We start from the raw sequence: 24,139 nt of genomic DNA on the forward strand, positions 1-24,139 counted from the left end.
AGAGCGACATGCCAGGCTTCTGCGTGGTTCTTAACCGGCAGCAGCTTTGCGCACCATGCGTTCCAATCCATCAAGGAACCTTGCGCGGTCTGCTTTGCTGAAAGGTTTCCCGCCACCTTGTCGGAATGGGTCTGCCGCACGCATGTCAGTCATGAGGTCACGTGTGGCCAGAACGTTCCCGATATTGGCCGATGTCAGCGCCTCGCCGTTGTGCTTGATAACCAGCGCCCCATTTTCGATGCACCTCGCCGCGAGCGGTATATCACCCGTGACGACGACATCGCCAATCGTCGCGCGATCTGCGATCCACATGTCCGCTATGTCCGGCCCGTCCGGCACGACCACAGTTTCAACGAACGGGTTCTGCGAAGGACGTATCCCGCCATTGCTAACGACAAACATCTTCAGCTTATGCCGCGTTCCGACGCGTTCAATCTCGGCCTTGACCGGGCAAGCATCGGCATCGACATAGATCATGCGTAAAGCGCCTCTGCATGGAAGGCGACGTGGTCTTCCATGAATGTCGAGATGAAGAAATAGCTGTGATCATAGCCCTTTTGCAGGCGCAACTGTCCTTCCTGCCGCTGCGCTGCCATCGCGGCTGCAAACGCCTCTGTTCCCAGAAGGTCACCAAATTGATCGTCAGTCCCCGTATCGATGAGGATCGGGCCACTGAACCCGTTGCCTTGCATGAGTAGCGTCGCGTCATGCGGGCCCCAGCTTTGTTCATCGCCCCAATAGGCTGCAAACTGTTTGCGCCCCCAATCACTTTGTGTCGGATTGCAGATCGGCGCAAAGGCCGACACCGACCGGAACCGCCCTTCCAGCGCCATCGCCATCGTCAGCGCGCCGTGTCCGCCCATCGAATGGCCGGTAATCGCCTGCCGTTCCATGTTGATTGCAAAATTCGCACCGATGATCTTTGGCAGTTCTTCGGCGACATAAGTCCACATTTTGAAATGCTTGGCCCAGGGATCCTCTATCGCGTCGATATAGAAACCCGCCCCCTGGCCAAGATCGTAGGCCTCGTCATCCGGAACGTCCTTGCCCCTTGGCGATGTGTCGGGAAAGACAAGTGCGATGCCATGTTCTGCCGCCCAGACCTGCGCGCCGGCCTTTGTCATAGCGTTCTCATGGGTGCACGTCAGGCCCGATAGAAACCACAAGACCGGAACCGGTGCGAATTCGGCTTCTTCGGGCAGAAAGACCGCAAAGGTCATATCGCAATTGCAGGCGTCAGAGCTGTGTTTGTAGACGCCCTGCGTCCCACCAAAGCATTTGTTTTCTGAAATCGTTTCCATGGGCCAGCCCTCCGTTTGGTGAAAGGGCTAGCGCAGGATCAGAGCGTTGTCACCCATGCGATGACGCTTGAAACAGTCAAAACGCTCAGCGCGGTCGAAATCAGGATCGTCGCCGAAACCCGCGATGGTGCGACCCCGTAATGCTGCGCAAGGATGTATACGTTGCCCGCCACAGGCAAGGCAGCTGCTGCAATCATCACACCGGCTGCGTACGGATCGATCGGAAAGACGAAGAGCGCGAATACCGCGACAGCCGCAGGATGCAACGCGAGCTTGCAAACGCTGAGCCAGACTGCGACGCGCATTCTTTCCGCCGATTTGGTGGCCAAAGATGCCCCAATCGCGAAAAGGGCCCCCGGCGTCGCAGCACCGCCCAAAAGTGACAAGAATTCATTCACCGGTCCGGGGATCGGAAGCGCGAGGGCGGAGACAAGCAAGCCAAGAGAGATCGAAACAATCATCGGATTCTTGATCAGACCAACACCGACTGTTCGAAAAACCTGAAAGGTCATTCGGCCATCGCGCGATCCTGTGATCAGGATCACGATGAGGCTGCCAAAGACAATCAGATCGACAGCCAGGACCATCATTACTGGCCCAACCGCCCCCTCGCCCAGCAACAAGACCAGCATGGGAATTCCCAGAAACCCAACATTGCCGATGACAGCGGTCTGTGCTTCTACCGCAGCTTCCGCGACAGACAGCTTGCGCACCAGCGCGACAAGCGTCGCAACGACATAGATTGCCATTGTCCCTGACAGATAGGCAAACACGAATGGCCAATCGAGGATGTCGCCCAACGTCAGGTTTGCGGAAAACCGGAACAGCATGGCCGAAAGCGCAAAGTAGAACACGAACTTGGTAAGGTACGCCGTCGCCTCGGGCGAAAAGAACTTTGTCCGCCCGGCATGGTAGCCCAGACCGATCAGCGCAAAGAACGGCAAAGTTTTGAGGAATATTTCGAGCAACTAGTCGAAGGCCCCGGTCACGCGGCCCAGCAGCATGAATGCACGGGCGGTTCGCGTTTCGGACAGCGCAATAAGATCTTCATCGCTGGCTTCCGGTTCAAAGCTCAGCAACATGTTGTCGAATTTCCGCAGGAAATGGTGCGCCGAATCCCGAAAAATCGTATCTTCGCGCATCCGCCCTGCGGTCAGCGCCAGCGAAGAGCGATCTCGCACGCCGCCGAGTGCCGCCATCGTGCGGCCACGTTCGCCTTGGGCAAAGCGCCGCCAGATTTCGGGGCGGGCGCGGTCGGGGCGCAAATCATCCATGTAAATGCCATCCTGCGAAAGCAGAGTCAGCATATCCTGGCTGGCCTGTACAAGTTGACGCGCGTTGCGGTCTTTCAAGGCACGACGCAAAGCAGCAAAACCTTCTGCGTCCTGATCGGTATCAGGGAAATTCAAGGCACGGACCAAATCGCGGCGCGGCAATGGCGGTGTCATGTCTTCTGCAGTGGTGCCCAGCGCAAGAGCGGGCTGATCATCTGCACCACCACCCGATTTTATTTGACGCATGACGCCACGAGCATCTCGGGTCGATGCAAATGTTGCCAGCGGCGCGGGTTCCGTTTTTTGAGAGGCTTGGGCGATTTCCTGCAATTTCGCACCAACGCTGGGTGTTTCCTTGACGCTGGCTGGGCTGTGCAGTTTTTCGGTGCGGTCTTGGAGATAGGTTTCGCGCAGACCGTCGATCGCAAGCTGAAGACGACGTGATTCTTCGCGCATAACACGGGCGGACCGCGATGCGGCAGCCGCGACCCAGATAATCGCAACGGGCAGAAAGATGGCCATTATGACAAGCACGGCACGCAGGCTGTCAAAGGGAACATCCGGACTTGTGCGCGGTGGCACCAGCAAGAAGAAAATGCCGACGCCAGCCATCCAAAGGACGGATAGGATCAACGCAACGACCTCGGTGGTACTGACACCGGTATCATTCACGAAGATCGGCTTGATGCGCCCTTGTGCCATGCTGGCCCCGTCTACTTGTAAATGATCGACAAGATCTCGTATGACCGCACACCGCCGGGGGTGCGCACTTCGACACTGTCACCCTCGTCCTTGCCGATCAAGGCGCGGGCGAGCGGAGATTTGATGTTCAGACGACCCGCTTCAATATCGGCTTCGTATTCGCCAACGATTTGATAGGTCTTCTCCTCGTCAGTATCCTCGTCCGCTAACGCGACGGTTGCGCCAAATTTCACGGAACCCGACAACTTTGCAGGGTCAATGACATCGGCCAACGAGATCGCGCCTTCGAGTTCCTTGACCCGACCTTCGATGAAAGACTGCTTTTCCTTCGCAGAGTGATATTCCGCGTTCTCAGACAGGTCTCCATGCTCTCGCGCCTCTGCAATTGCGCGGATAATGGCGGGGCGTTCAACAGACTTCAGCAGTTTCAATTCATCATTCAGCTTGTCAAAGCCTGCCTGTGTCAAAGGTATCTTTTCCATCTTCGACCCCCTTCCCTGGGGTAAAATTCTTCAATCGGTCGTTCATAGCCTATTTGGGCAGATCAAAGTCAAGTGCAAGCGCGTTTTGCTGTCGCGCATTGGCGGTTTCACGTCGCGTTGTCATTGCTCCCTTATTTCCTTTGCGCTAACCCATCGGGGATGTTTGTGCGGGTTTATCCCGACCGAGAAAGAGGACCGACAAATGGCCGTGATTGAACGCGAAGAAATGGACGTGGATGTCGTGATCGTCGGCGCAGGCCCTGCTGGTCTGTCAGCTGCGATCCGCCTGAAGCAACTGGATGCAGATCTGAACGTCGTCGTTCTCGAAAAAGGGTCCGAAGTTGGGGCGCATATTCTTTCCGGGGCCGTGCTTGATCCGTCCGGTCTGAACCGCCTGATTCCAGACTGGAAAGAAAAAGGTGCGCCACTGAACGTCCCGGTCAAGGAAGACAACTTCTACGTTCTGGGTGAAGCTGGCCAGATCCGTCTGCCGAATTTCATCATGCCGCCGCTGATGAACAACCATGGCAACTATATCGTGTCGATGGGGAACGTTTGCCGCTGGATGGCGGAACAAGCCGAAGCCATGGGCGTGGAAATCTTCCCCGGCATGGCCTGTTCTGAACTGGTTTACGGCGCCAATGGCGAAGTCAAAGGGGTGGTCGCAGGTGAATTTGGAAAGAATCCCGATGGCACGCCGGGTCCTTCCTATGAACCTGGCATGGTGCTGAACGGAAAGTACGTGTTCCTTTCAGAAGGCGTTCGCGGCTCACTGTCCAAGGAAGTCATCGAAAAATATGATCTGGCCGCGCATAGCGACGTCCCAAAATTCGGCATCGGAATGAAGGAAATCTGGGAAGTCGATCCTGAAAAGCACAACGAAGGCGAAGTCACCCACACGCTGGGCTGGCCGCTGGGCTTCAAGAATTCGGGCGGCTCGTTCATTTATCACTTGGACAATAATCAGGTCTATGTCGGCTATATAGTCGATCTGAACTACAAGAACCCGCACCTGTTCCCTTACATGGAGTTCCAAAAGTTCAAGCATCATCCGAAAATTGCAGAGCTTCTGAAAGGCGGCAAACGGGTCGCATATGGCGCGCGGGCTGTTACAAAGGGCGGTTTTCAGTCGATCCCCGAAGTTGCATTCCCTGGCGGTGCACTGCTTGGTTGCTCTGCCGGGCTGGTGAACCTGCCGCGTATCAAGGGCAACCACAACGCAATGCACTCTGGCATCGAAGCTGCCGAATCCGCCTATGCCGCGATCTCTGCTGGCCGATCGGGCGATACGTTGGAAGACTACAGCAAGGCGTTGAAGAATGGTCCTGTCGGCAAAGATCTGAACGTCGTGCGCAACGTGGCCCCTTTGAACGCCAAGTTCGGCCCGCTGGGCGGCATGGCATTGGGCGGCTTTGACATGTGGTTCCAGACGATCTTCAAATCATCGCTTTTTGGGACGCTCAAGCACGGCAAGACCGACGCAGAAAGCACCGAACCGGCGGACAAGCACGAACCGATCAACTATCCAAAACCTGATGGCGTGCTGTCTTTTGACCGCCTTACCAATGTGGCGTTCAGCTTTACCAACCACGAGGAAAGCCAGCCCGCCCACTTGAAGCTGAAGGATGCAAGCATCCCGGTTGCCGTAAACTTGCCGAAATACGCTGGACCTTCTGCACGGTATTGCCCAGCCGGCGTTTACGAATTCATCGAGGAAGATGGCAAGGAGCCGCGTTTCCAGATCAACTTCCAGAATTGCGTGCACTGCAAGACCTGCGATATCAAGGACCCAAGCCAGAATATCGTTTGGACAGTGCCGCAAGGCGGCGACGGACCGAATTACCCGAACATGTAACCGGTCAAAGGGCATCCTGATGGGTGCCCTTTGTCACAACCGCGGGATTCTGCCGCATCTGCAGGCCACCGTTTGCTTTCGTGCCGTCCCTTCCCTAACGTGGCCCGCAAGAACAACACATGAAACAAGGGCAGACAGTGTTCAGACTTACCGTGAAGGCCGTAGTTCTAGCGGCAACTTGTTCGTTTTCCTTGCCCGCTGTGGCCCAAGAGAACGCAGGCTCTTATCTCGCGGCACGCCATGCAGCGATCGGAAACGACTTTGCTGCGGCTGCTCTGTACTATGAAAAATCGCTGCGCGAAGATCCCGGCAACCCTGCGTTGCTGGACAATCTACTGTCGGCGCAAATCTCGTTAGGCAGGATCGAAGCCGCCGCGATGACCGCGCAAAGCATGCTCGATAGCGGTATCGAAAGTCAGATCGGCAACCTGGTCCTGAGCGCCGTCGCCACAAAGACCGGCAACTGGGCCGAGATCATGGACAGGTTCGAAGCAGGGCAAACGATCAGCCCGCTGGTGGACGGGCTGACGCAGGCCTGGACTGCGCTGGGCCGTGGTGAAATGAGCGCCGCGATTGAAAGCTTCGATGCCGTTATCGAAACTGAAGGCATGGGCGTTTATGGGCGTTATCACAAGGCCTTGGCGCTAGCTGTCGTCGGAGATTACGAAGGGGCTGACGCAATCCTGAGTGCACCGACCCGCGGTGGCGCGGCCTACAGCGCACGCGCTGCCATCGCACATGCAAAGATACTCAGCCAGCTGGGTCGCAACGAAGACGCGCTTGCCAATCTCGACGCCGTCTTTGGTGAGGTGCGCGATCCGACCATCATCGAATTGCGCAACAGGTTGGAAGCTGGCGAGATTCTCCCCTATGACGTTATCAACACCGCACAACAGGGCATTGGCGAAATCAGCTTTATGGTCGCAGGACTTCTGCGTGGCGAAACACCAGATTCATATACTTTGCTCTACGCAAGGGTTGCTGAATATCTCGATCCTGCAAACACCTCAGCGTTGATCACATCCGCCGATCTTCTTGAAAGGCTGGAACGCTATGAACTGGCGGACGAGGCATTTGCGCGGATCGCACCATCTGACCCCGCATTTTCCGCCGCAGAGCTTGGCCGCGTGGACGTCCTGCGCAAGGCCGGCAAGAACGACACAGCAGTCGAAGTTGCCCAGTCACTGGCCCGCAGCCACGCGGACTTGCCACATGTGCACGCCAAGTTGGGCGACATGCTACGCTTTGTCGAACGCTTTGACGAAGCCATCACCGCGTATGACACAGCTTTGTCGCTTTATCCCAAAACCGATACTTCGCGTTGGTTCGTCTATTACACGCGCGCGATCACACATCATCATATCGATCAATGGACACAAGCCGAAGCCGACTTTCGCGCCGCGCTTGAATTGAACCCGAACCAGCCGCAGGTGTTGAATTATCTTGGTTATTCCTTGGTCGAACGTAATGAAAAGCTCGATGAAGCGCTTGAAATGATCGAAAAGGCTGTCGAGACGGAACCCGAGAACGGGGCGATCGTGGACAGTCTCGGCTGGGTCTATTTCCAACTTGGTCGTTACGATGACGCGGTGGAACCGATGGAAAAGGCTGCGTCCCTCGAAGCGACAGACCCCATCATCAACGACCACCTTGGGGATGTTTATTGGGCCGTTGGCCGAGAGGTCGAGGCAACATTCCAATGGAATCGTGCGCTGTCCTTTGATCCTGACGAAGAACTCGCCGATCGCATTCGCTTGAAACTGGAAATCGGTCTGGATTCTGTTCTGGAACGTGAAGGCACGGAACTGATTAAACTCGCCAATGACGACGGCTAGAATCAACGCTCCGGCAAAGGTCAACCTGACCTTGCACGTGGTCGGAAAACGCAAAGACGGCTATCACGAACTCGACAGTTTGGTGGTGTTCGCAGATGTGGCGGATCAACTTGCCGCCACCATCGCGCCTGATTTGCGGCTCAGTGTGAGCGGCCCGTTTGCACAAGGCGTTCCGGTAGACAGCAGCAATCTTGTCCTGCGGGCAGCAGAAGCGCTACGTCGCGCGCGCGGCGTACAGGATGGTGCGCATATCACCTTGGAAAAACACCTGCCCAATCAAGCAGGTATCGGCGGCGGCTCTGCCGATGCGGCAGCGGCCTTCGCCCTGTTGGCAGAGCTTTGGCAGGTTGCACCCCTACCCGCCGATGCGCCAGAGGTTGTCACACTCGGCGCTGACGTCCCTGTCTGTATGCGTACGCCAGAACCAACGCGGATGATGGGGATCGGTGAACGTCTCTTGCCTGCAGCGCCTTTGCCGCAATGTGCGCTCGTACTCGTCAAAGCTCCGACAACGGTGCCAACTGGCGGCGTTTTTCAGGGCCTCGCGAGCGCAACTAACCCACAGATGGACCCGCTGCCGCCGGGACTCGACTTTGAGGGATTTGCAAACTGGCTGAATAGGCAACGCAATGATTTGCTGCCACCGGCCCGCCTCGTCGCCCCCGACATTGATCTGTCTCTTCAAAAACTGAAGGCAATGCCAGCAGTCAAAGCTGTGGGGATGTCAGGGTCCGGCGCAACCTGTTACGGGCTGGTCGCCAACATGGCAGAAGCGCGCCAGGTTGCCCGCGCCATTCAAGTCTCGGAAATGTCGTGGTGGGTCGCCCCGGCAGCCGTTCTTTAAACGACACGCGCCACAACGTAATCAGCCAGATCAATCAACATTGTCTTGATCTCGTGATCAGGCAAGTCATGCAACGATCGTTTCGCTTTTTCAGCCCATTCCAATGCGTCTTGGCGGGTGGACTCCATCGTTGCGTGCTTTGCGAGAAGGGAAAGGGCAGTATCCAGATCACCATCGGCTTGCTTGCCTTTAGAAATCGTGCGTTTCCAGAACGCCATTTCCTCAACGTCGGCTTTGGCAATCGCACGGATAACCGGGAGCGTCAGTTTCCGCTCTCTGAAATCGTCCCCGATGTTCTTGCCCGTCGCCGCTGTCCCGCCATAATCCAGTAAGTCATCAACGATCTGGAAGGAAATGCCCAATGCATCGCCGTAATCGAAAAGCGACTGAACCTGGGTGTCCGACATTTCTGCGATGACGCCACCAACTTCCATCGCTGCGCTGAACAACGCAGCCGTCTTTCCGCGCACAACTTTTAGGTAGATGTCTTCAGTGGTGGCAAGATCGGCCGCAGCGGTCAGTTGCAGCACCTCACCTTCGGCAATCGTTGCTGCAGCGTTCGACAGAATGCGCAAGACGCGCATGTTGTTTGTCTCTGTCATCAACTGGAAGGATCGCGCGAACAGATAATCGCCGACCAACACGCTAGATGAATTGTCCCAAAGCAGATTTGCCGTCGGACGACCACGGCGCTTGTCGCTTTCATCAACAACATCATCATGGAGCAGAGTCGCGGTATGGATAAATTCCACAGTCGCAGCCAAATGCACGTGATAAGGGCCGCCATAGCCGCACATACGCGCCGCTGCGAGCGTCAGCATCGGGCGTAAACGCTTGCCACCTGCTTCGACAAGGTGGGCAGTAACTTCTGGAATACGCGGCGCATGTTCGGACGCCATGCGTTCGCGGATCATGTCGTTCACCAGCGCCAGATCGTCCGCCAGTGCGGCCGCCAGCCGTTCGTGGGGTTTGGTTGCGGCGTGGTCGAGGCTCATCAAACTGCTTCCAAGTGCTTGAATGGACAAAGACGTGCCCACGTCTTACGTCAGTGATATGAAAGAGCTTTTGCGTACCAACGACCCGACGGTCATCGCCTTTGCCAGCGCCCTTCTGGACAGCGAGGGTATAACCTTCTTTGAATTCGACGTAAACATGAGCGTCCTCGAAGGAAGCATAGGCATAATGCCGCGCCGCTTGATGGTCGCGGACCGTGATCTTTTCATGGCAGAAGCGGTCATGCGGGACGCCGAAATTGATCTTGGACGCTGATCTCACGCACGACGCATTTCTTGGCGGGTTGGTTCATATATGGCAGCCCAAGAAGGGGTATCGCGCCGGCACTGACCCCGTGATGCTGGCAGCCAGCGTGCCTGCGCAATCGGGCCAATCAGTACTGGAACTTGGCTGCGGTGCCGGAACCGCAGCGCTTTGCCTTCATACGCGTGTTGCCGGGTTGCGGCTTGTCGGGGTCGAGGTGCAAAGCCTTTATGCCACCCTTGCTGCGCGTAACGCAGCAGGCACAAGCGCCGATATGCGCGTTATCACTTCAGACCTGCGCGATCTTCCTGCCGACCTACGGCAAGAACGGTTTGATCATGTGATCATGAATCCACCCTATTTTGATCGTGCGAAAGGTGATGCCTCTGCAGATCAGGGGCGTGATCTTGCCCTTGGCGGCGACACGCCGTTGGCGGACTGGCTTGGTGTCGGTATCAGGCGGGTCGGACCAAAAGGTTATTTGACTGTGATCCAAAAAATAGACCGACTACCGGATGTGATGGCAGCGATAAGGGGCCGACTTGGCAGTTTTGTGCTGCGTCCTATCGCTTCTACGCCGACATCTGCGGCCAATCTGTTTCTGTTGCGCGCACGACAGGAAGGGCACGCACCGATGCGAATTTGCCCGCCGCTTATTATGCATGATGGCAACCGGTATACGCCTGAGGTCGAAGCCATTTTGCGCAATGCCGCAGAACTGAGCATGGACCATTAATAGTTTGGCAAGAAATACGCTCCATCGTGAATCGTACATATTTTGCTGCAGTGCGTCGTGACTTCGAAACCAAGATGTGCTGCACTCAGTTACACACACTCACAGGAGGACGACCATGAACTTGAGTTCGCGTTTGCAGGAACTGAAGAAGAAACATGCACATCTATCTACTTCTGTTGAACAACTTCAACGTAGCCCCGCGACCGACGACCTCGAGATCGCCAAGCTGAAAAAGCAGAAACTGGCGATCAAAGAAGAAATCAATCGGCTCAGCGTCTCCGCATAATGCCGAATATGGCACTGGCCAGTGGCCAGTGCCTCACACGATATCGGCAGCGTGGACCATTTTGCGTTCCGCGCGAAATTTGCCTGACTGACTGATTTCCTGCAGTACCCAGTCATGGAATGCTGCGATCTTTGGTAAGGTTTCGTTCCCTTTTGGACAAACGAAGCGAAATTTGGGTGACACGATGATCCCGAGCTCAAACGGAGCGACGAGGCGCCCTGCCTCCATCGCACGCGCAGCAAGCGAAACCCGCCCCAAAACAACACCAGCCCCTGACATCGCCGCATCAAGCGCGTGATCGGCTTGCGAAAAGCGTGGGCCATGGCTCGTGTCAATATCGATTCCCTGCACTTTCGTCCAGTTTGCCCAACTACCTTCGTCACTGACCGATGACATCGACTCGTCGTGTACAAGGATCGCATCTTTCAAGTCAGCGGGTTCTTTAATGTGTTCGGCCATTTGCGGCGTCATCATCGGTGTGACCCACTCTTCGATCAGCGGCTCTGCATGGAGGCTGTCATCCGCTTCAAGGCCAAATCGGATCGCGACATCAACCTCGTCGCGATCAAAATCCGCAAGACGCAAACCTGCGACAAAGCGCAGTTCAATTTCAGGATGAGCCTGTGCAAAATCATACATCCGTGGCGCAAGCCATTTCGCAGTAAAGGCAGGTCCTGCCGTTACGGTAAGGATACCAGTGTCTTGTAAACGACGCACGTCGCGCCACGCTGACATCAATTTACCAAAAGCATCCCGTGTAGCAGGCGCAAGCATGCGTCCGGCTTCTGTAAGTTCCACAGCACGGTTCAGGCGTCGAAACAGCGGATGCCCCAATTCCGACTCTAAAGATTTGATTTGATAGGACAAAGCTGCTGGCGTCACAAACAACTCATCAGCTGCTTTCGCGAAAGACATATGCCGTGCAGCGGCCTCGAACGCGCGCAATGACGTCAGGGAAGGGAGGCGATCAGGCATAATCAATTAAATACAGCTTAACTGAAGCGGCAACAAGTCTCGTTTGTAGAATGACCGTGCAGAGAACATATGAAGTTCATCAAGCAAACATCGAACTGTCCAAAAAGGAACCCTCCCATGTTCGAACATACTACCGATGCCAGAATGCGCTACATGCTCCAACACGCACGCTCTGAAAGAGCCAAGGCCCTACGTGGAGCTTGGAACTGGATCAAAGGTCGCAAATAAACGCTCCGGTGGCACCTCCCGGTCACCGAACGTAAAAAGGGCCGCGCCTGATCAGCGCGGCCCTTTCTTTTTGTCCAAACTGCGTTCTTAAACGAAGAATTGGGCACCATTTGCGGAAATCGTAGACCCGTTGATAAATCCGGCGTCATCGCCAGCAAGGAAAGACACGCATTTCGCGATTTCCTCCGGCTCACCCAGACGACCTGCAGGAATACCTGCAATGATCTTCTGACGGACCTCTTCGGGGATCGCCATAACCATTTCGGTTGCGATGTAGCCGGGGCAGACGGCGTTCGCTGTAATTCCCGCGCGCGCACCTTCTTGGGCCAACGACTTTACGATGCCCAGATCGCCCGCTTTTGTCGCGGCGTAGTTGACCTGACCGAATTGGCCCTTCTGACCGTTGATCGAGGAGATGACGATTACGCGACCAAATTTGCGCTCACGCATGCCAGGCCAAACCGGATGAACGGTGTTAAAAACGCCCGTCAGGTTGGTGTCGATGACTTCTTTCCACTGTTGTGGCGTCATCTTGTGAAAAGGCGCATCGCGTGTGATGCCAGCATTGGCCACAACGACATCGATCGGGCCGAGGTCGGCTTCGACCTGTGCGATACCGGCCTTGGATTCATCGTAGTCGCCGACATTCCACTTGTAGGTCTTGATTCCAGTCGCTTCGGTGAATTTAGCCGCAGCTTCATCATTGCCTGCGTATGTTGCGGCGACGGTCATCCCGTCGGCCTGCAATTTCTTTGAAATGGCTTCGCCGATTCCACGGCTTCCCCCGGTCACAAGTGCGACACGTCCCATAGTCTATCCTCCAGAATTATTCAGGTATTGCATAGGCGACCCCGGTCGGGGTCACCTTGATTAAGATCAGTCACGCTCGACGCAAAGTGCGACACCCATACCGCCGCCGATACACAAAGTAGCAAGGCCCTTTTTCGCGTCGCGACGAACCATTTCGAACAGCAGCGTGTTCAAAACCCGGCAACCGGATGCTCCGATTGGGTGACCAATGGCGATAGCACCACCGTTGACGTTCACGATGGCCGGATCCCAGCCCATGTCTTTGTTGACGGCACAGGCCTGTGCAGCAAAGGCTTCGTTGGCTTCGATCAAATCAAGATCTTCGACCTTCCAACCTGCTTTATCGAGCGCTTTGCGCGATGCCATGACCGGACCAACACCCATGATTGCCGGATCAAGTCCTGCAGTTGCATAGGATGCAATGCGGGCCAAAGGCTGAATGCCGCGCTTTTCAGCATTTTCAGAGGACATCAGGAGCGTTGCGGCGGCACCGTCGTTCAGACCAGACGCATTCGCAGCTGTGACGGAACCGTCCTTGGCGAAAGCAGGGCGCAGTTTCTGCATAGCTTCCATTGTCGCGCCGTGGCGGATGTATTCATCCTTGTCGACAATGATATCCCCCTTACGGGTCTTAACAGTGTAGGCGACGATCTCATCATCGAACTTCCCGGCCTTCTGAGCAGCTTCGGCCTTGTTCTGCGAAGCGACGGCAAATTCATCCTGTTGGTCACGGCTGATTTGCCACTTTTCAGCGACGTTCTCAGCGGTCTGACCCATATGATAGCCGTTGAATGCGTCCCAGAGTCCATCACGGATCATCGTGTCGATGTAGGTCATATCGCCCATCTTCTGACCGGCACGCAGGTGCGCAGCGTGAGGGGACAGCGTCATGTTTTCCTGACCGCCAGCGATCACGACGTCGGCATCGCCAAGCTGAATGTGCTGCGCGCCCAGCGCGACAGCCCGCAGACCAGACCCGCAAACCTGGTTGATGCCCCAAGCGGCACTTTCGATTGGCAGGCCGGCATTCACGTGGGCCTGACGGGCCGGGTTTTGGCCCTGTGCCGCGGTCAGCACCTGACCAAGGATTGTTTCACTCACTTCACCCTTTTCGATACCGGCACGTGCGACGACTTCTTCAAGAACGGCAGCGCCAAGGTCGTGGGCAGGTGTGTTGGCAAATGAACCACCAAAGCTGCCAACGGCAGTCCGGGCGGCAGAAGCGATTACAACGTTTGTCATGTGGAACTCCTCCAGGTGCGTTTTTCATCACGGGGCCAGAGGGCAAATAAACATATGGACATCGGCCCCGGCAGGTCGTGTTGCACATGTCTTTAGGGGGTCGGTGCCCTTGGGGCAATGTGATTCCTTGACTTGCATCGCGGATATGCAGCGATTGCATTCCAATCTGTCGGGTCAGCTAATCCGGAAACTCGGAATCCCAAAATGGTAGCCCTGCAGACAGTCAACACCGAGTGTCGCAAGATACGTCGCGTCTTCGGCTGTCTCCACACCATCGGCAACCGTGAACATCTCGAACTGCTGTGCCACGGTAATCAACGCCTCTGCCAGAACCTGGTTATCGGGATCGTTTGCGATACCGCGCACAAAGGATTTGTCGATCTTTACCAGATCAAAAAAGAACTCTTTGAGATGGCGAAATGCTGTCATCCCTGCTCCGAAACCATCCAGCGCAAACGCGACCCCGCGCGGCTGCATTTCCTCCATGAATTGCGCCACGATTTCATGCAGCAGCATCACGGAAGTCTCGCTCATCTCAAAGATAAGCCTGTCGCCAAGCGATGCACGTTCGTTCAATGCCGCATCAAGCACCCGTCGCCAGCGCCCGTCCCCCAGCGAACGCGCCGACACATTGACGGATAGCCGGATTCCCGGATGGTGGCGCAGTGTCTTGAGCGCCAGTTCAAGCGTGACGACGTCGACCTGCCGCCCCAGATCCATGTCTTCAATCACGGGCATAAAATGCGCAGCGGGAATGACCCGTCCTGCAGAATCCTTTACCCTGATCAACCCTTCATGAAATGCGGTCTTGCTATGATCCAGCGTGATTACAACCGGTTGAAACGCCAGTTGCGCCCGTCCCGCAGCCAACGCATCCTGTACGAGCGAGAGCACATCGGCATCGCGGCTGGCCATGGCGAAATACAAAGGATCAAGCATTGGCTGTTCAGCCACGACGTCCTTTGCCACACTCAGCCGATCTGATCGCAATGCTTTTATCATATCGCCAATTTGCGCCGCGCACATTAACGCCCCATGAAGGCGCGGCAGAGAAGAAGGACGGAATTTATGAAAACCCGCTGCAGTTGGGCTGGCCCGGATCCGATTTATCTTGATTATCACGACACTGATTGGGGCGTTCCGGAATACGACAGCCGCGCACTTTGGGAGAAACTGATACTTGACGGATTTCAGGCAGGGCTGTCGTGGATCACGATCCTGAAGAAACGGGAGAATTTTCGCGTCGCTTTTGAAGGGTTCGATCCGAACGTGATCGCCGAATGGGGCGAGGCAGAGGTGACAAGGCTGTTACAGAACCCCGGCATTATCCGACATCGCGGAAAGATCGAAGCAACCATTGGAAATGCCCGCGCATGGCAAGTTGTCGAGCAGCGCGAAGGGTTCGATCGATTTCTCTGGAACTATGTTGACGGCAAACCCTTACAACCAAACCGAAAGACCATGGCAGACGTCCCAGCCGAAACTGAGTTGTCGAAGCAGATATCAAATGACCTCAAGAAAGCGGGGTTCAAATTTTGCGGACCGACGATTGTCTATGCGTTCATGCAGGCCGTTGGAATGGTGAACGATCACATCGTCGATTGCCACTGCCATGCAGGACTTACCAGCGCGACAGGGCATCCTCGTCTTCGTCCTTAGCTGCAACCCAGCTTTCGCCGGATTTCGTGATTTCTTTCTTCCAGAAAGGTGCACGGGATTTGAGGTAATCCATCAGAAAATCCGCCGCTGCAAACGCGTCGGCCCGGTGTGCGGACGCGGTGACAACCATCATGATGGGGTCTTCCGGTCTTAATGGACCAAACCGGTGGATCACCAGCAGGTCAATCAGCGCCCAGCGCGCCTGAGCATCTTGCGCAATCGCTTCAATCGCCTGTGACGTCATGCCTGGGTAATGCTCAATCTCCATCTGCAGTAACCCGTCTGTGACGTCGCGAACGATGCCGGTAAAGCTGACAACGGCACCGGCATTTGCAAGCGAAGCCGTAAAGCGGTTCAGCTCTGCCCCGGCATCAAACGGATCTGCCTGCACCCGAACTTGCATCATCCGCCCGTCATGGGTGGAAAAAACGCGACCTCACGCACGCCCGCCAAGGGCGCATCGAAATTGGTCAGCTCCTGATCGACGGCAACCCGAAGTGCGGAAACATCTTCGAACGCAAGCGCATAGCGTTCTTCCCGCTCCCTAAGCTCAGCCACAAGATCATTCACGGTCACAGCACGCGTCTGCACCGTTTCCTTCGGTATCCCGATGCGTTCGCGCACCCATGCGAAATAGAGCACATCCATCACGTATCCTCGCGCAGATAGGGCTTGGATTTCTGGAAGTAATCCCAACCCGTGATCAACGTCAGAATGGCGGCGATCCAGAGCACGATGATCCCGCCCCACCAGCTGATGTCCCAGCCAAGCTGTTTCCAACGCAGTCCAACCTCATCCGAAATTTCACCCGACAGAATGCCATCGATAATAGTCGGATCCATCCCGATTGTCTGTTCGATCATATAGTGTTCGAAAGCACCCTTTGCGAACAGCAGCGAGATAGCGACCATCTGAACAGTGGTTTTCCACTTGGCGAGGTTTGTCACCTTCAAAAGGCCGGCCGTTTCGCCAAGAAATTCCCGCAAGCCACTTACAAAGACTTCACGGAAGACGATCAGCGTCGCTGGCAGCAGTATCCAAGGGTTCATGCCGGAGAACCCGGTGATGATCAGCAAAGCAATGACGACCATCGCCTTGTCCGCAATCGGGTCAAGCATCGCACCCAGCTTGCTTTCCTGCTTCCACGCTCGCGCCAGATATCCATCCACGAAATCCGTGATTGCAGCGCTGATAAACAGGACCAATGCGAACCAGTCGGCCCAGGGGCGCGTGAAATAGAGAAACATCACGGCAAGTCCGGGAGCGGCGATCAGACGAAGGATCGTCAGGATATTGGGGAGGTTGAAATTCATACACATGTCCTATCGCGTCACCTGCACATGCACCATACCCTTCGCATCAGGGAAGCTGCGCATCCAGATAGATCGCTTCCTCAAGATGTGCGTCAGACACGATGATGACCGTTCGGCTGACGCGGGGATTTTTTGCGCGGCAGAACAAATATGCCGACTTTTGCATCGGCTGGCACGGTGAAAACGTTCGGGCTTCCCGCTATAGGGGGAACCAACTCTGCATTCCCAAGCGCTGGCGCAATTTGAAGTCGTTCCGTAGATATTCCCACCAAGACACGCGTGTTCTGCGTTACAACACTTCCGCTTGGTGCAGTGTAGATTTCAACTGTCAGTGTCGACGGACCAATTGGAAATAGACTGCGGGCCAGCGCAGCCGCCAGTAAAGTGCGAAAATGGCCAAGGCCAACTTCGGCGTGTATCGTCGCTGCACAATACCGTCACGCGCCTGCCTAATTTTCCAAGGCGGTACAATTTCCCACCTCTGTAATCGCCATGCACAGCGCGATATCCCCACCGGGTTCAAGTGATACTGTCTGCGTCGTGCCGAATGTCAGGTCCATCAGTGGAAGGCAACACTCTGAATGACATTGTAGTTGGACGTATAAAATACCAGATCGGCGCCGCAACGATGACAAGCGCCAGAGCAGCAAGCAGGAGTTTGCGCATGTGATACGTCCGTTTGTTAGCCGTTTTCGTGGAAATAGTCGTAGATCGTTTGCGCCATGTTGTCGGACACGCCTTCCACGGCCTTTAGATCCGCAAGGTTCGCCCGCGCAACTGCCTTGGCTGACCCGAAATGCGCCAGCAAGGCACGTTTACGGGTAGCCCCGACGCCTGGCACATCATCAAGAGGCGTCGCGCCGATCGCTTTCGTCCGTTTTGCCCGATGTGTACCAATAGCAAAGCGATGCGCTTCATCGCGCATCCGCTGGATGAAGTAGAGGACAGGATCGTTGTGGCGTAACGCCATGACCGACTTGCCGGTGCGATGGAATTCTTCCTTGCCAGCGTCGCGGTCTTCACCTTTGGCGACACCGACCATCGGCACGTCATCGACACCCAGTTCCGTCATGATCTGGCGAACGGCGCTGACCTGCCCAGCACCACCGTCGATCAGCAAAAGATCGGGCCACACACCCGACTTGCGGTCAGGGTCTTCCTTAAGCAGGCGTTTGAAACGGCGGGTCAGCACTTCTTTCATCATTCCGAAGTCATCGCCCGGTGTCAGGTCATCACCGCGAATATTGAATTTACGATACTGGTTCTTTTCGAAACCTTCAGGCCCTGCGACGATCATGGCACCGACGGCATGAGCACCTTGAATGTGGCTGTTGTCATAGACTTCAATGCGGGTAGGTGGTGCATCCAGATCAAAGGCCTGAGCAAGGCCTTTAAGCAACCGGCCTTGTGTCGCAGACTCCGACATCTTTCGGGCCAGGCTTTCGCGCGCGTTGCGCAACGCCCCGTTGACCAATTCCGCCTTTTCCCCACGCTGGGGCACAGTGATCTCGACCTTGCGACCTGCTTTCTCGCTCAATGCATCCGCCATGAGTTCGGGATCATCCAACCCATGACTGAGGATAATCGCGCGGGGCGGTTCGCGGTTTGCATAAAACTGCCCGACGAAGGCTTCCATCACCTCTGACCGGTCTTCGTCGCCACTGATCCTCGGGTAATAGTCATGGTTTCCCCAGTTTTGGTTGGCGCGGATAAAGAACACCTGCACGCACGCCTGCCCGCCATCAATATGCAAGGCGATAATGTCACCTTCAGCAACGGTCTGCGGGTTGATACCTTGGGCCGATTGAACCTGTGTCAGCGCCTTGATCCGATCACGCAGTGCGGCCGCCCGTTCAAATTCCATCGCTGCCGACGCGTCCGACATCTGGGCTGCGAGGGCTTCCTGAATACCTTTGGTGCGCCCTGACAAGAACTTTTCCGCGTCAGCAACCGACTTGGCGTAGTCAGCTTCCGAAACCAAGCCAACACAGGGACCTGAACAGCGTTTGATCTGGTATTGTAGGCAAGGTCTGGTGCGGGTCTCGAAGTCGGAGTCAGAACAGTTGCGCAACAGGAAGATGCGCTGCAACTGGTTCAAAGTGCGATTCACCGCGCCCGCACTTGCAAATGGGCCGTAATATCTGCCCGTTTCTTTTTTCGCACCACGATGCTTCTTGATTTGCGGAAAGGCATGCGACTGCGAAACAAGTATGTTTGGAAAAGATTTGTCGTCGCGCAAAAGTACATTGTAGCGCGGTTTCAACTGCTTGATGAGGTTTTGCTCCAGCAGCAGCGCCTCCGTTTCTGTCTTCGTTGTCAGGAACATCATCGCGGCCGTTTCCTGAATCATCCGCGTAATTCGTGGCGAATGATTGCCGGGGCGGGCATAGTTACTGACGCGGTTCTTGAGATTGCGCGCCTTACCGACGTAAAGCACGCGGCTTTCTGCATCCAGCATGCGGTAAACGCCCGGTGAACTGTCGAGCGTCCGCAAATAGCTTTGTATGCAGTCATACCCGCGCAAAGCGGTGTCCTGTTTTGACGATGGTGTCACGTCGGTCGCGCCTGTTATTCGATTCTGTTCTTGCTCTGCACGATAACGCACAGGCGACAAGAGAAAAGGCATCCACGGAACTTGTGGATAACTTCGTGGGCAATTGCGCGCAACTCGCATTTTTCCGTTGTTTTTGAAGCCACTCATTACAGTGCCTAATTTTTAGGCACTTACTTAATGCTCTGAAAAATATAGAGAATTTTTTTACCAAATGGCAAGTAACTGAAATCGTTAAGCTTTTGTAAACGGAAAGTGAACGCGCGTAAAAGCAGTGCACAAGTTGCCGTTTGGTCAATCAACTCCGACCACGTCGGGCGTCTCCCAAGCCAGGTGCTGACCGCCATCAATGGCCAACATCTGTCCCGTAACTGCCGGTGCATCAAGGAAGTAACCAAGTGCAGCCGTGATATCTTCCGGATTGGCCCCGCGTTTCAGAATTGTCGCTGCACGTTGGCTTGCGAACTGTTCTTCCGTCTGACTGGCCCCTTGCAGCGTTGGACCCGGACCGATGCCATTAACGCGGATCACTGGTGCGAGCGCCTGCGCCATTGTCTGCGTCATCGCCCAAAGGCCCATTTTTGCGATCGTGTAGCTGGTGTAGTCAGGGGTCAACTTGTGAATGCGCTGGTCGAGCATATTGACGATAAGACCGGATGCAACGGGCTCGCCTTGCGCATCTACGATTGGCTGCAAGCCTTGCGCCGCCATCGCTTGCGTCAAAACGAATGGCGCGCGCAGGTTGCTTTCCAGATGCCGGTCCCAGCTTTCGCGCGTTGCGGTGTCGAGCGTATCGCGCTCAAAGATAGACGCGTTATTCACGAGACAAGTGATCGGGCCACCCAGTCGGTCTGCGGCCGCCACAAACAGATCGTGCGCCGCGCTTTCCATCAAGAGGTCTGCCTGCAACGTCACGGCCTTACGGCCAAGTCCCTGCAATTCGTTGACGACCTCCTGCGCACCGGTTCCGGATGACGCGTAATGGACAGCAACGTCAAATCCACGTGACCCAAGGTATAGCGCCATCGCACGACCCAATCGGGCCCCGCCACCTGTTACAAGCGCGCGGGTCATGTCAGCACGATCACGAGGTAGGCGACGTAACCGACTGACAGGACAACACCCCAGAAGCGTGTGATATCCATCTTGAAAAACACGAAGGGGATCAACAGCAGCGAAGAGGCCAACATGATCCACAGATCGAAACGCAACAGCCCCGGATCAACAGGAATCGTGCCGACAAGGCTTGCAACACCCATTATTCCAAGAAGGTTGAACATGTTCGAACCAATGACATTGCCCAGCGCAACATCAGCCTGCTTGCGCAGTGCGGCCATCACAGTTGTGGCCAGTTCTGGCAACGACGTTCCGATCGCAACCAGTGTAAGCCCGATCACTGTCTCGCTGATGCCAAAGTCACGCGCGATGTTGGTCGACCCATCAACAAGCAACTTCGCACCAAGTGGCAGGCCGATCAGGCCGATTACTAGAAAAAAGATGATCTGGCCCCAACCAAGACCGGGATCTGCACCTTCGATTTCCGCTTCATCCTCGTTAGCCTTGCGATGACGACGCGCCTCAATAAAGGCCCAGCCGAGCATGGCAGCCAGCGCCGACAGCAAGATGAGGCCGGACATCCAGTTCAGCACTCCGGTGAAACAAAGAGCCATGAACAGTACGGACGCCGCAATCATCTGCAGGTAGCTTTTATGGGTATTGCATTCGCTGGTGTGCATCGTCGCCAGCAGCGCCGGAACGCCAAGCACCAGTAGAACGTTTGCCGTGTTCGACCCGACAACATTACCAATCGCCAGCCCCGGAAATCCGTCGAGAATAGCTTGCACAGAAATCAAAAGTTCTGGCGCCGATGTCCCGAAAGCCACGATCGTCAGGGAAACGATCAAAGCGGGCACGCCAAGTCGCAATGACATGTTCACCGCGCCGCGCACCAGAGAGTCACCTGCAAAAAGCAACATAACAAGGCCAAGCCCCGTCAAGAACCAATCCCAGAGCAAACCCTATCCCCTTTCGCAGCGACAAGGACCGTTTCCGATCCTGTAGCGTCCACATCGTTTGCACTTGGCTGCCGCCAGCCGATCCTGCCCGGGAAACCGAAACTTCCCAAAAATCGCAAGGACCGCGATGAAAGCGAAAAAGAGACTGATGATCTTGATGAGCATATCAGAGGCCGAACCGCGCGAATGCCGCCCGGTCCTCGACAGCGCTCATAGCGTCTGCGGCAAAGCGCGCACCGAACCTTTGGAGCAATGACTTGCGCTGACCGAACTTGCGGAACCGCACCTTGTCCCCGAACCGCGCTTTCATATGCGGAACAAGATGGTCGATGCCATCAGTCAGACCCTGCTCCAATGCCTTGCGTCCGACGAAAATCTCGCCGGTGAATAGGTCCGGATTGTCGACCAACTTGTCGGCGCGCCGTGACTTGACATAGTCGATAAAGATCACGTGCAGGTCTTCGAGCCAGCCTTTCAGCCGCTTCACGTCCGCAGGATTTTCCTTTTTGAACGGGTCCAACATAGACTTGGATTTACCGGCGGTGTGCACCCGACGTTCGACCCCGATCTTGGAAATAGCCTCCTGCAGACCAAACCCTGCAGAGATGACCCCGATCGAACCGACAATCGATCCCTGATCCGTAAAGATTTCATCTGCTGCACATGCCAGCCAGTAACCGCCCGATGCCGCGACATCTTCGACGAAGGCGACGACGGGAACGTCCTTTTCCTCGGCCAGACGGCGAATGCGCGCGGCGATCAACGATGATTGGACTGCCGACCCGCCCGGACAATTGATTTGAAGCGCGACCGCTGCAGGTTTCCCCCGCGAAAATGCCTTTTCAAGAACGGGCGCAAGGCCAACGTCATCAAGTCCGTTCCCGCTATTGCTGATGCCGCCTTGTAGCCGCACGATATTGACCAGCGGTTCCGATTTTACGAATGGAATGAGATGTTTCATCGGTATGATCTAGGCCCCGCGTGGCATTGCGACAAGGTTGCTTAGGCGCGAATACGCCAACCTGTGCGGAATATCCACCAGATGACCGTCATGCAAAGCAACGTGAAGAGTGAGATCGCACCGAGGGACAGCGCAATCGGCACATCAGCTGTGCCAAAGAATGACCAGCGGAACCCTGAAATCAGATAGACCACGGGATTGAACAACGTGATGTTTTGCCAGATCGGAGGCAGCATCGAGATCGAATAGAAACTGCCGCCCAGAAAGACCAAAGGCGTGATCACCAGCAGCGGGATCAGCTGAAGCTGTTCAAAATTCCCCGCCCAGATGCCGATGATGAAGCCCAGCAAGGCGAAGCTGAGGCAGGTCAGGAACAAGAAAGCAAACATCGCGAGCGGGTGAGCGATGGTGATATCCACAAAGAAGAACGACGTGATCAGAATGATCAATCCGATGAACATTGCCTTCGTGGCCGCCGCGCCGACATAGCCAATGGTGATTTCGAGAAAGTTCACCGGGGCTGACAGCAATTCGTAGATTGTTCCAATGAATTTCGGAAAGTAGATTCCGAAAGAAGCGTTTGATGTGGCCTGCGTCATTACGGTCAACATGATCAAGCCCGGAACGATAAAAGCGCCGTAGCTGACTCCGTCAATCTCTTCGATCCGGCTGCCAATCGCCGTGCCGAACACGACAAAGTAAAGCGAAGTCGACAAGACGGGTGACACAAGGCTTTGCGTGATGGTGCGAAAAAACCGGGCCATCTCGAACCGGTAGATTGCGCCGACAGCGGTGAAATTCATGCGTCTTCCCTCACAAGTCCAACAAATATCTCTTCGAGACTGCTTTGCTGCGTTTCCATATCGACCATTTTCAACCCAGCCCCCTGCAGGTCGTTCAGTAATGTCGTGATGCCGGTGCGTTCACCCTTCGTATCGTAGGTGTAGACCAGCGCAGCGCCATCATCCGCAATTTCAAGCTGGTAAGATGCAAGAGCCGCCGGAATACTTGTGACCGGTGCATCCAGCTCGATGCGCAAGCGCTTTTGGCCCATTTGCACCATCAAGTCCGCCTTGTCCTGTATCAAAAGGATTTCGCCCTTGTTGATGACGCCAACACGGTCAGCAATCGCTTCGGCCTCTTCTATGTAGTGCGTGGTCAAGATGATCGTCACACCCTGCTCTTTCAGCCGGGCGACAACGTTCCACATATCTTTGCGCAGTTCGACATCAACGCCGGCAGTCGGTTCGTCGAGGAACAGCACGCGAGGCTCATGGGACAGCGCCTTTGCAATCAGCACACGGCGCTTCATGCCCCCCGATAGGGTCATGATGCGGTTGTCCTTTTTGTCATAAAGCGACAAATCTTTCAGGATCTGGTCAAGCAGGGCATCATTACGTGGCTTGCCAAATAGGCCGCGCGAAAACTGCACCGTGCGCTTGACCGTCTCGAAAGGTTCAAGATTGATTTCCTGCGGGACAAGGCCAATCAAAGCGCGCGCTTCCCGAAATTCAGAACGCGTATCGTACCCGCCGACCGTAATCTTGCCAGAAGTCGCAACTGTGATCCCGCAAATCGTTGAAATCAATGTGGTCTTGCCCGCACCGTTTGGCCCTAACAGCGCAAGGATTTCACCCTCTTCGATTTCAAGATTGACGTTCTTGAGCGCTTCAAACCCGTCAGCATATGATTTGCGCAGATCTTGAACGGATACGATGGATGACATGGGAACCCTCAGACTTCTGCGCGGACCCTACTGCGCTGTTGCGGGAAGTAAAAGACACGGCCTCAAGCTGGACATCGTCACTTGACG

General features: G+C 55.5%; 26 protein-coding genes. 7 read left to right on the forward strand and 19 right to left on the reverse strand.

The features are described 5' to 3' along the window. Positions 1-30: 30 nt before the first annotated feature. From BMY44_RS12930 to greA, 5 genes are read right to left on the reverse strand one after another with little or no spacing between them, the layout of a single operon-like run. Positions 31-477, reverse strand: coding sequence for a YaiI/YqxD family protein (locus BMY44_RS12930; RefSeq protein ID WP_089995544.1), 447 nt, complete (start codon positions 475-477; stop codon positions 31-33). Continuing rightward, positions 474-1,301 carry an S-formylglutathione hydrolase gene (gene fghA, locus BMY44_RS12935; protein WP_089995547.1) on the reverse strand — a complete coding sequence of 276 codons (828 nt, stop codon included), beginning with the start codon at positions 1,299-1,301 and terminating at the stop codon, positions 474-476. The genes BMY44_RS12930 and fghA overlap by 4 nt, the downstream gene beginning before the upstream one ends. Positions 1,302-1,339: 38 nt before the next feature. Beyond that, on the reverse strand, positions 1,340-2,269 hold the full coding sequence (locus BMY44_RS12940) for an AEC family transporter (RefSeq protein ID WP_089995550.1): 930 nt from the start codon (positions 2,267-2,269) through the stop codon (positions 1,340-1,342). Beyond that, positions 2,270-3,277 (reverse strand): hypothetical protein, encoded by a 1,008-nt coding sequence (locus tag BMY44_RS12945; RefSeq protein ID WP_089995554.1) that lies wholly within the window; start codon positions 3,275-3,277, stop codon positions 2,270-2,272. It abuts the gene before it with no gap. A gap of 11 nt (positions 3,278-3,288) precedes the next feature. Continuing rightward, a complete protein-coding gene (gene greA, locus BMY44_RS12950; protein WP_089995557.1) occupies positions 3,289-3,759 on the reverse strand; it encodes a transcription elongation factor GreA in 471 nt (156 codons plus the stop codon). 202 nt (positions 3,760-3,961) lie between these two features. Between greA and BMY44_RS12955 the strand changes: the two genes are divergently transcribed. From BMY44_RS12955 to BMY44_RS12965, 3 genes are all read left to right on the forward strand, one after another. Further along, a complete protein-coding gene (locus BMY44_RS12955) occupies positions 3,962-5,614 on the forward strand; it encodes an electron transfer flavoprotein-ubiquinone oxidoreductase (protein WP_089995560.1) in 1,653 nt (550 codons plus the stop codon). A gap of 119 nt (positions 5,615-5,733) precedes the next feature. Further along, positions 5,734-7,449: a tetratricopeptide repeat protein gene (locus BMY44_RS12960; RefSeq protein ID WP_089995563.1), complete on the forward strand. Its 1,716-nt coding sequence runs from the start codon at positions 5,734-5,736 to the stop codon at positions 7,447-7,449. After that, positions 7,436-8,293 (forward strand): 4-(cytidine 5'-diphospho)-2-C-methyl-D-erythritol kinase, encoded by an 858-nt coding sequence (locus tag BMY44_RS12965; protein ID WP_089995565.1) that lies wholly within the window; start codon positions 7,436-7,438, stop codon positions 8,291-8,293. The genes BMY44_RS12960 and BMY44_RS12965 overlap by 14 nt, the downstream gene beginning before the upstream one ends. Here BMY44_RS12965 and BMY44_RS12970 read toward each other — a convergent pair. Further along, the gene (locus tag BMY44_RS12970) at positions 8,290-9,288 is read right to left on the reverse strand and encodes a polyprenyl synthetase family protein (protein WP_089995568.1); all 999 of its coding nucleotides are present in this window, start codon (positions 9,286-9,288) and stop codon (positions 8,290-8,292) included. The genes BMY44_RS12965 and BMY44_RS12970 overlap by 4 nt on opposite strands. A 58-nt stretch (positions 9,289-9,346) precedes the next feature. Between BMY44_RS12970 and BMY44_RS12975 the strand changes: the two genes are divergently transcribed. The 3 genes from BMY44_RS12975 (at position 9,347) to BMY44_RS12985 (ending at position 10,572) form a co-directional block, all read left to right on the forward strand. Next, positions 9,347-9,562, forward strand: coding sequence for a putative signal transducing protein (locus BMY44_RS12975; RefSeq protein WP_089995571.1), 216 nt, complete (start codon positions 9,347-9,349; stop codon positions 9,560-9,562). Further along, a complete protein-coding gene (locus tag BMY44_RS12980) occupies positions 9,552-10,286 on the forward strand; it encodes a tRNA1(Val) (adenine(37)-N6)-methyltransferase (RefSeq protein ID WP_242650562.1) in 735 nt (244 codons plus the stop codon). Before BMY44_RS12975 ends, BMY44_RS12980 begins: the two co-directional genes overlap by 11 nt. 115 nt (positions 10,287-10,401) lie before the next feature. Further along, the gene (locus tag BMY44_RS12985; protein ID WP_089995573.1) at positions 10,402-10,572 is read left to right on the forward strand and encodes a YdcH family protein; all 171 of its coding nucleotides are present in this window, start codon (positions 10,402-10,404) and stop codon (positions 10,570-10,572) included. 33 nt (positions 10,573-10,605) lie between these two features. Here the strand turns inward: BMY44_RS12985 and gcvA are convergent, their stop codons facing one another. The 4 genes from gcvA to BMY44_RS13005 form a co-directional block, all read right to left on the reverse strand. Then, the gene (gcvA, locus tag BMY44_RS12990) at positions 10,606-11,547 is read right to left on the reverse strand and encodes a transcriptional regulator GcvA (RefSeq protein WP_089995576.1); all 942 of its coding nucleotides are present in this window, start codon (positions 11,545-11,547) and stop codon (positions 10,606-10,608) included. A gap of 315 nt (positions 11,548-11,862) precedes the next feature. Then, on the reverse strand, positions 11,863-12,585 hold the full coding sequence (gene phbB, locus BMY44_RS12995) for an acetoacetyl-CoA reductase (protein ID WP_089995578.1): 723 nt from the start codon (positions 12,583-12,585) through the stop codon (positions 11,863-11,865). Between the two features lie 66 nt (positions 12,586-12,651). Beyond that, entirely contained in the window at positions 12,652-13,827 is a 1,176-nt protein-coding gene (locus BMY44_RS13000) for an acetyl-CoA C-acetyltransferase (protein WP_089995581.1), read from the reverse strand. Positions 13,828-14,001: 174 nt separating this feature from the next. After that, complete coding sequence (locus tag BMY44_RS13005) at positions 14,002-14,829, reverse strand: EAL domain-containing protein (protein ID WP_089995583.1); 828 nt, start codon at positions 14,827-14,829, stop codon at positions 14,002-14,004. 66 nt (positions 14,830-14,895) lie between these two features. On the opposite strand from BMY44_RS13005, the gene BMY44_RS13010 reads away from it, so the two are divergent. Next, entirely contained in the window at positions 14,896-15,486 is a 591-nt protein-coding gene (locus BMY44_RS13010; protein WP_089995586.1) for a DNA-3-methyladenine glycosylase I, read from the forward strand. Here the strand turns inward: BMY44_RS13010 and BMY44_RS13015 are convergent. The 9 genes from BMY44_RS13015 to BMY44_RS13055 form a co-directional block, all read right to left on the reverse strand. Further along, a complete protein-coding gene (locus BMY44_RS13015; protein ID WP_089997163.1) occupies positions 15,449-15,889 on the reverse strand; it encodes a molybdenum cofactor biosynthesis protein MoaE in 441 nt (146 codons plus the stop codon). The two genes, BMY44_RS13010 and BMY44_RS13015, sit on opposite strands and share 38 nt — an antisense overlap. Beyond that, positions 15,889-16,134 carry a molybdopterin converting factor subunit 1 gene (gene moaD / locus BMY44_RS13020; protein ID WP_089995588.1) on the reverse strand — a complete coding sequence of 82 codons (246 nt, stop codon included), beginning with the start codon at positions 16,132-16,134 and terminating at the stop codon, positions 15,889-15,891. Before moaD ends, BMY44_RS13015 begins: the two co-directional genes overlap by 1 nt. After that, positions 16,134-16,799 carry a CDP-diacylglycerol--glycerol-3-phosphate 3-phosphatidyltransferase gene (gene pgsA / locus BMY44_RS13025; protein ID WP_089995591.1) on the reverse strand — a complete coding sequence of 222 codons (666 nt, stop codon included), beginning with the start codon at positions 16,797-16,799 and terminating at the stop codon, positions 16,134-16,136. Before pgsA ends, moaD begins: the two co-directional genes overlap by 1 nt. Before the next feature lie 682 nt (positions 16,800-17,481). Beyond that, complete coding sequence (gene uvrC, locus BMY44_RS13030; protein ID WP_242650563.1) at positions 17,482-19,353, reverse strand: excinuclease ABC subunit UvrC; 1,872 nt, start codon at positions 19,351-19,353, stop codon at positions 17,482-17,484. Positions 19,354-19,644: 291 nt separating this feature from the next. Further along, positions 19,645-20,424, reverse strand: coding sequence for an SDR family oxidoreductase (locus tag BMY44_RS13035; RefSeq protein ID WP_089995597.1), 780 nt, complete (start codon positions 20,422-20,424; stop codon positions 19,645-19,647). Next, complete coding sequence (locus BMY44_RS13040; protein ID WP_242650593.1) at positions 20,421-21,326, reverse strand: calcium/sodium antiporter; 906 nt, start codon at positions 21,324-21,326, stop codon at positions 20,421-20,423. Before BMY44_RS13040 ends, BMY44_RS13035 begins: the two co-directional genes overlap by 4 nt. A 205-nt stretch (positions 21,327-21,531) precedes the next feature. Further along, the gene (locus tag BMY44_RS13045) at positions 21,532-22,326 is read right to left on the reverse strand and encodes a S49 family peptidase (RefSeq protein WP_089995602.1); all 795 of its coding nucleotides are present in this window, start codon (positions 22,324-22,326) and stop codon (positions 21,532-21,534) included. Positions 22,327-22,367: 41 nt separating this feature from the next. Continuing rightward, positions 22,368-23,129 carry an ABC transporter permease gene (locus BMY44_RS13050; protein ID WP_089995605.1) on the reverse strand — a complete coding sequence of 254 codons (762 nt, stop codon included), beginning with the start codon at positions 23,127-23,129 and terminating at the stop codon, positions 22,368-22,370. Further along, positions 23,126-24,052: an ABC transporter ATP-binding protein gene (locus tag BMY44_RS13055; RefSeq protein WP_089995607.1), complete on the reverse strand. Its 927-nt coding sequence runs from the start codon at positions 24,050-24,052 to the stop codon at positions 23,126-23,128. Before BMY44_RS13055 ends, BMY44_RS13050 begins: the two co-directional genes overlap by 4 nt. Between the last annotated feature and the right edge of the window lie 87 nt (positions 24,053-24,139).

Source organism: Cognatiyoonia koreensis (assembly GCF_900109295.1).
Classification (GTDB): Bacteria; Pseudomonadota; Alphaproteobacteria; order Rhodobacterales; family Rhodobacteraceae; genus Cognatiyoonia; species Cognatiyoonia koreensis.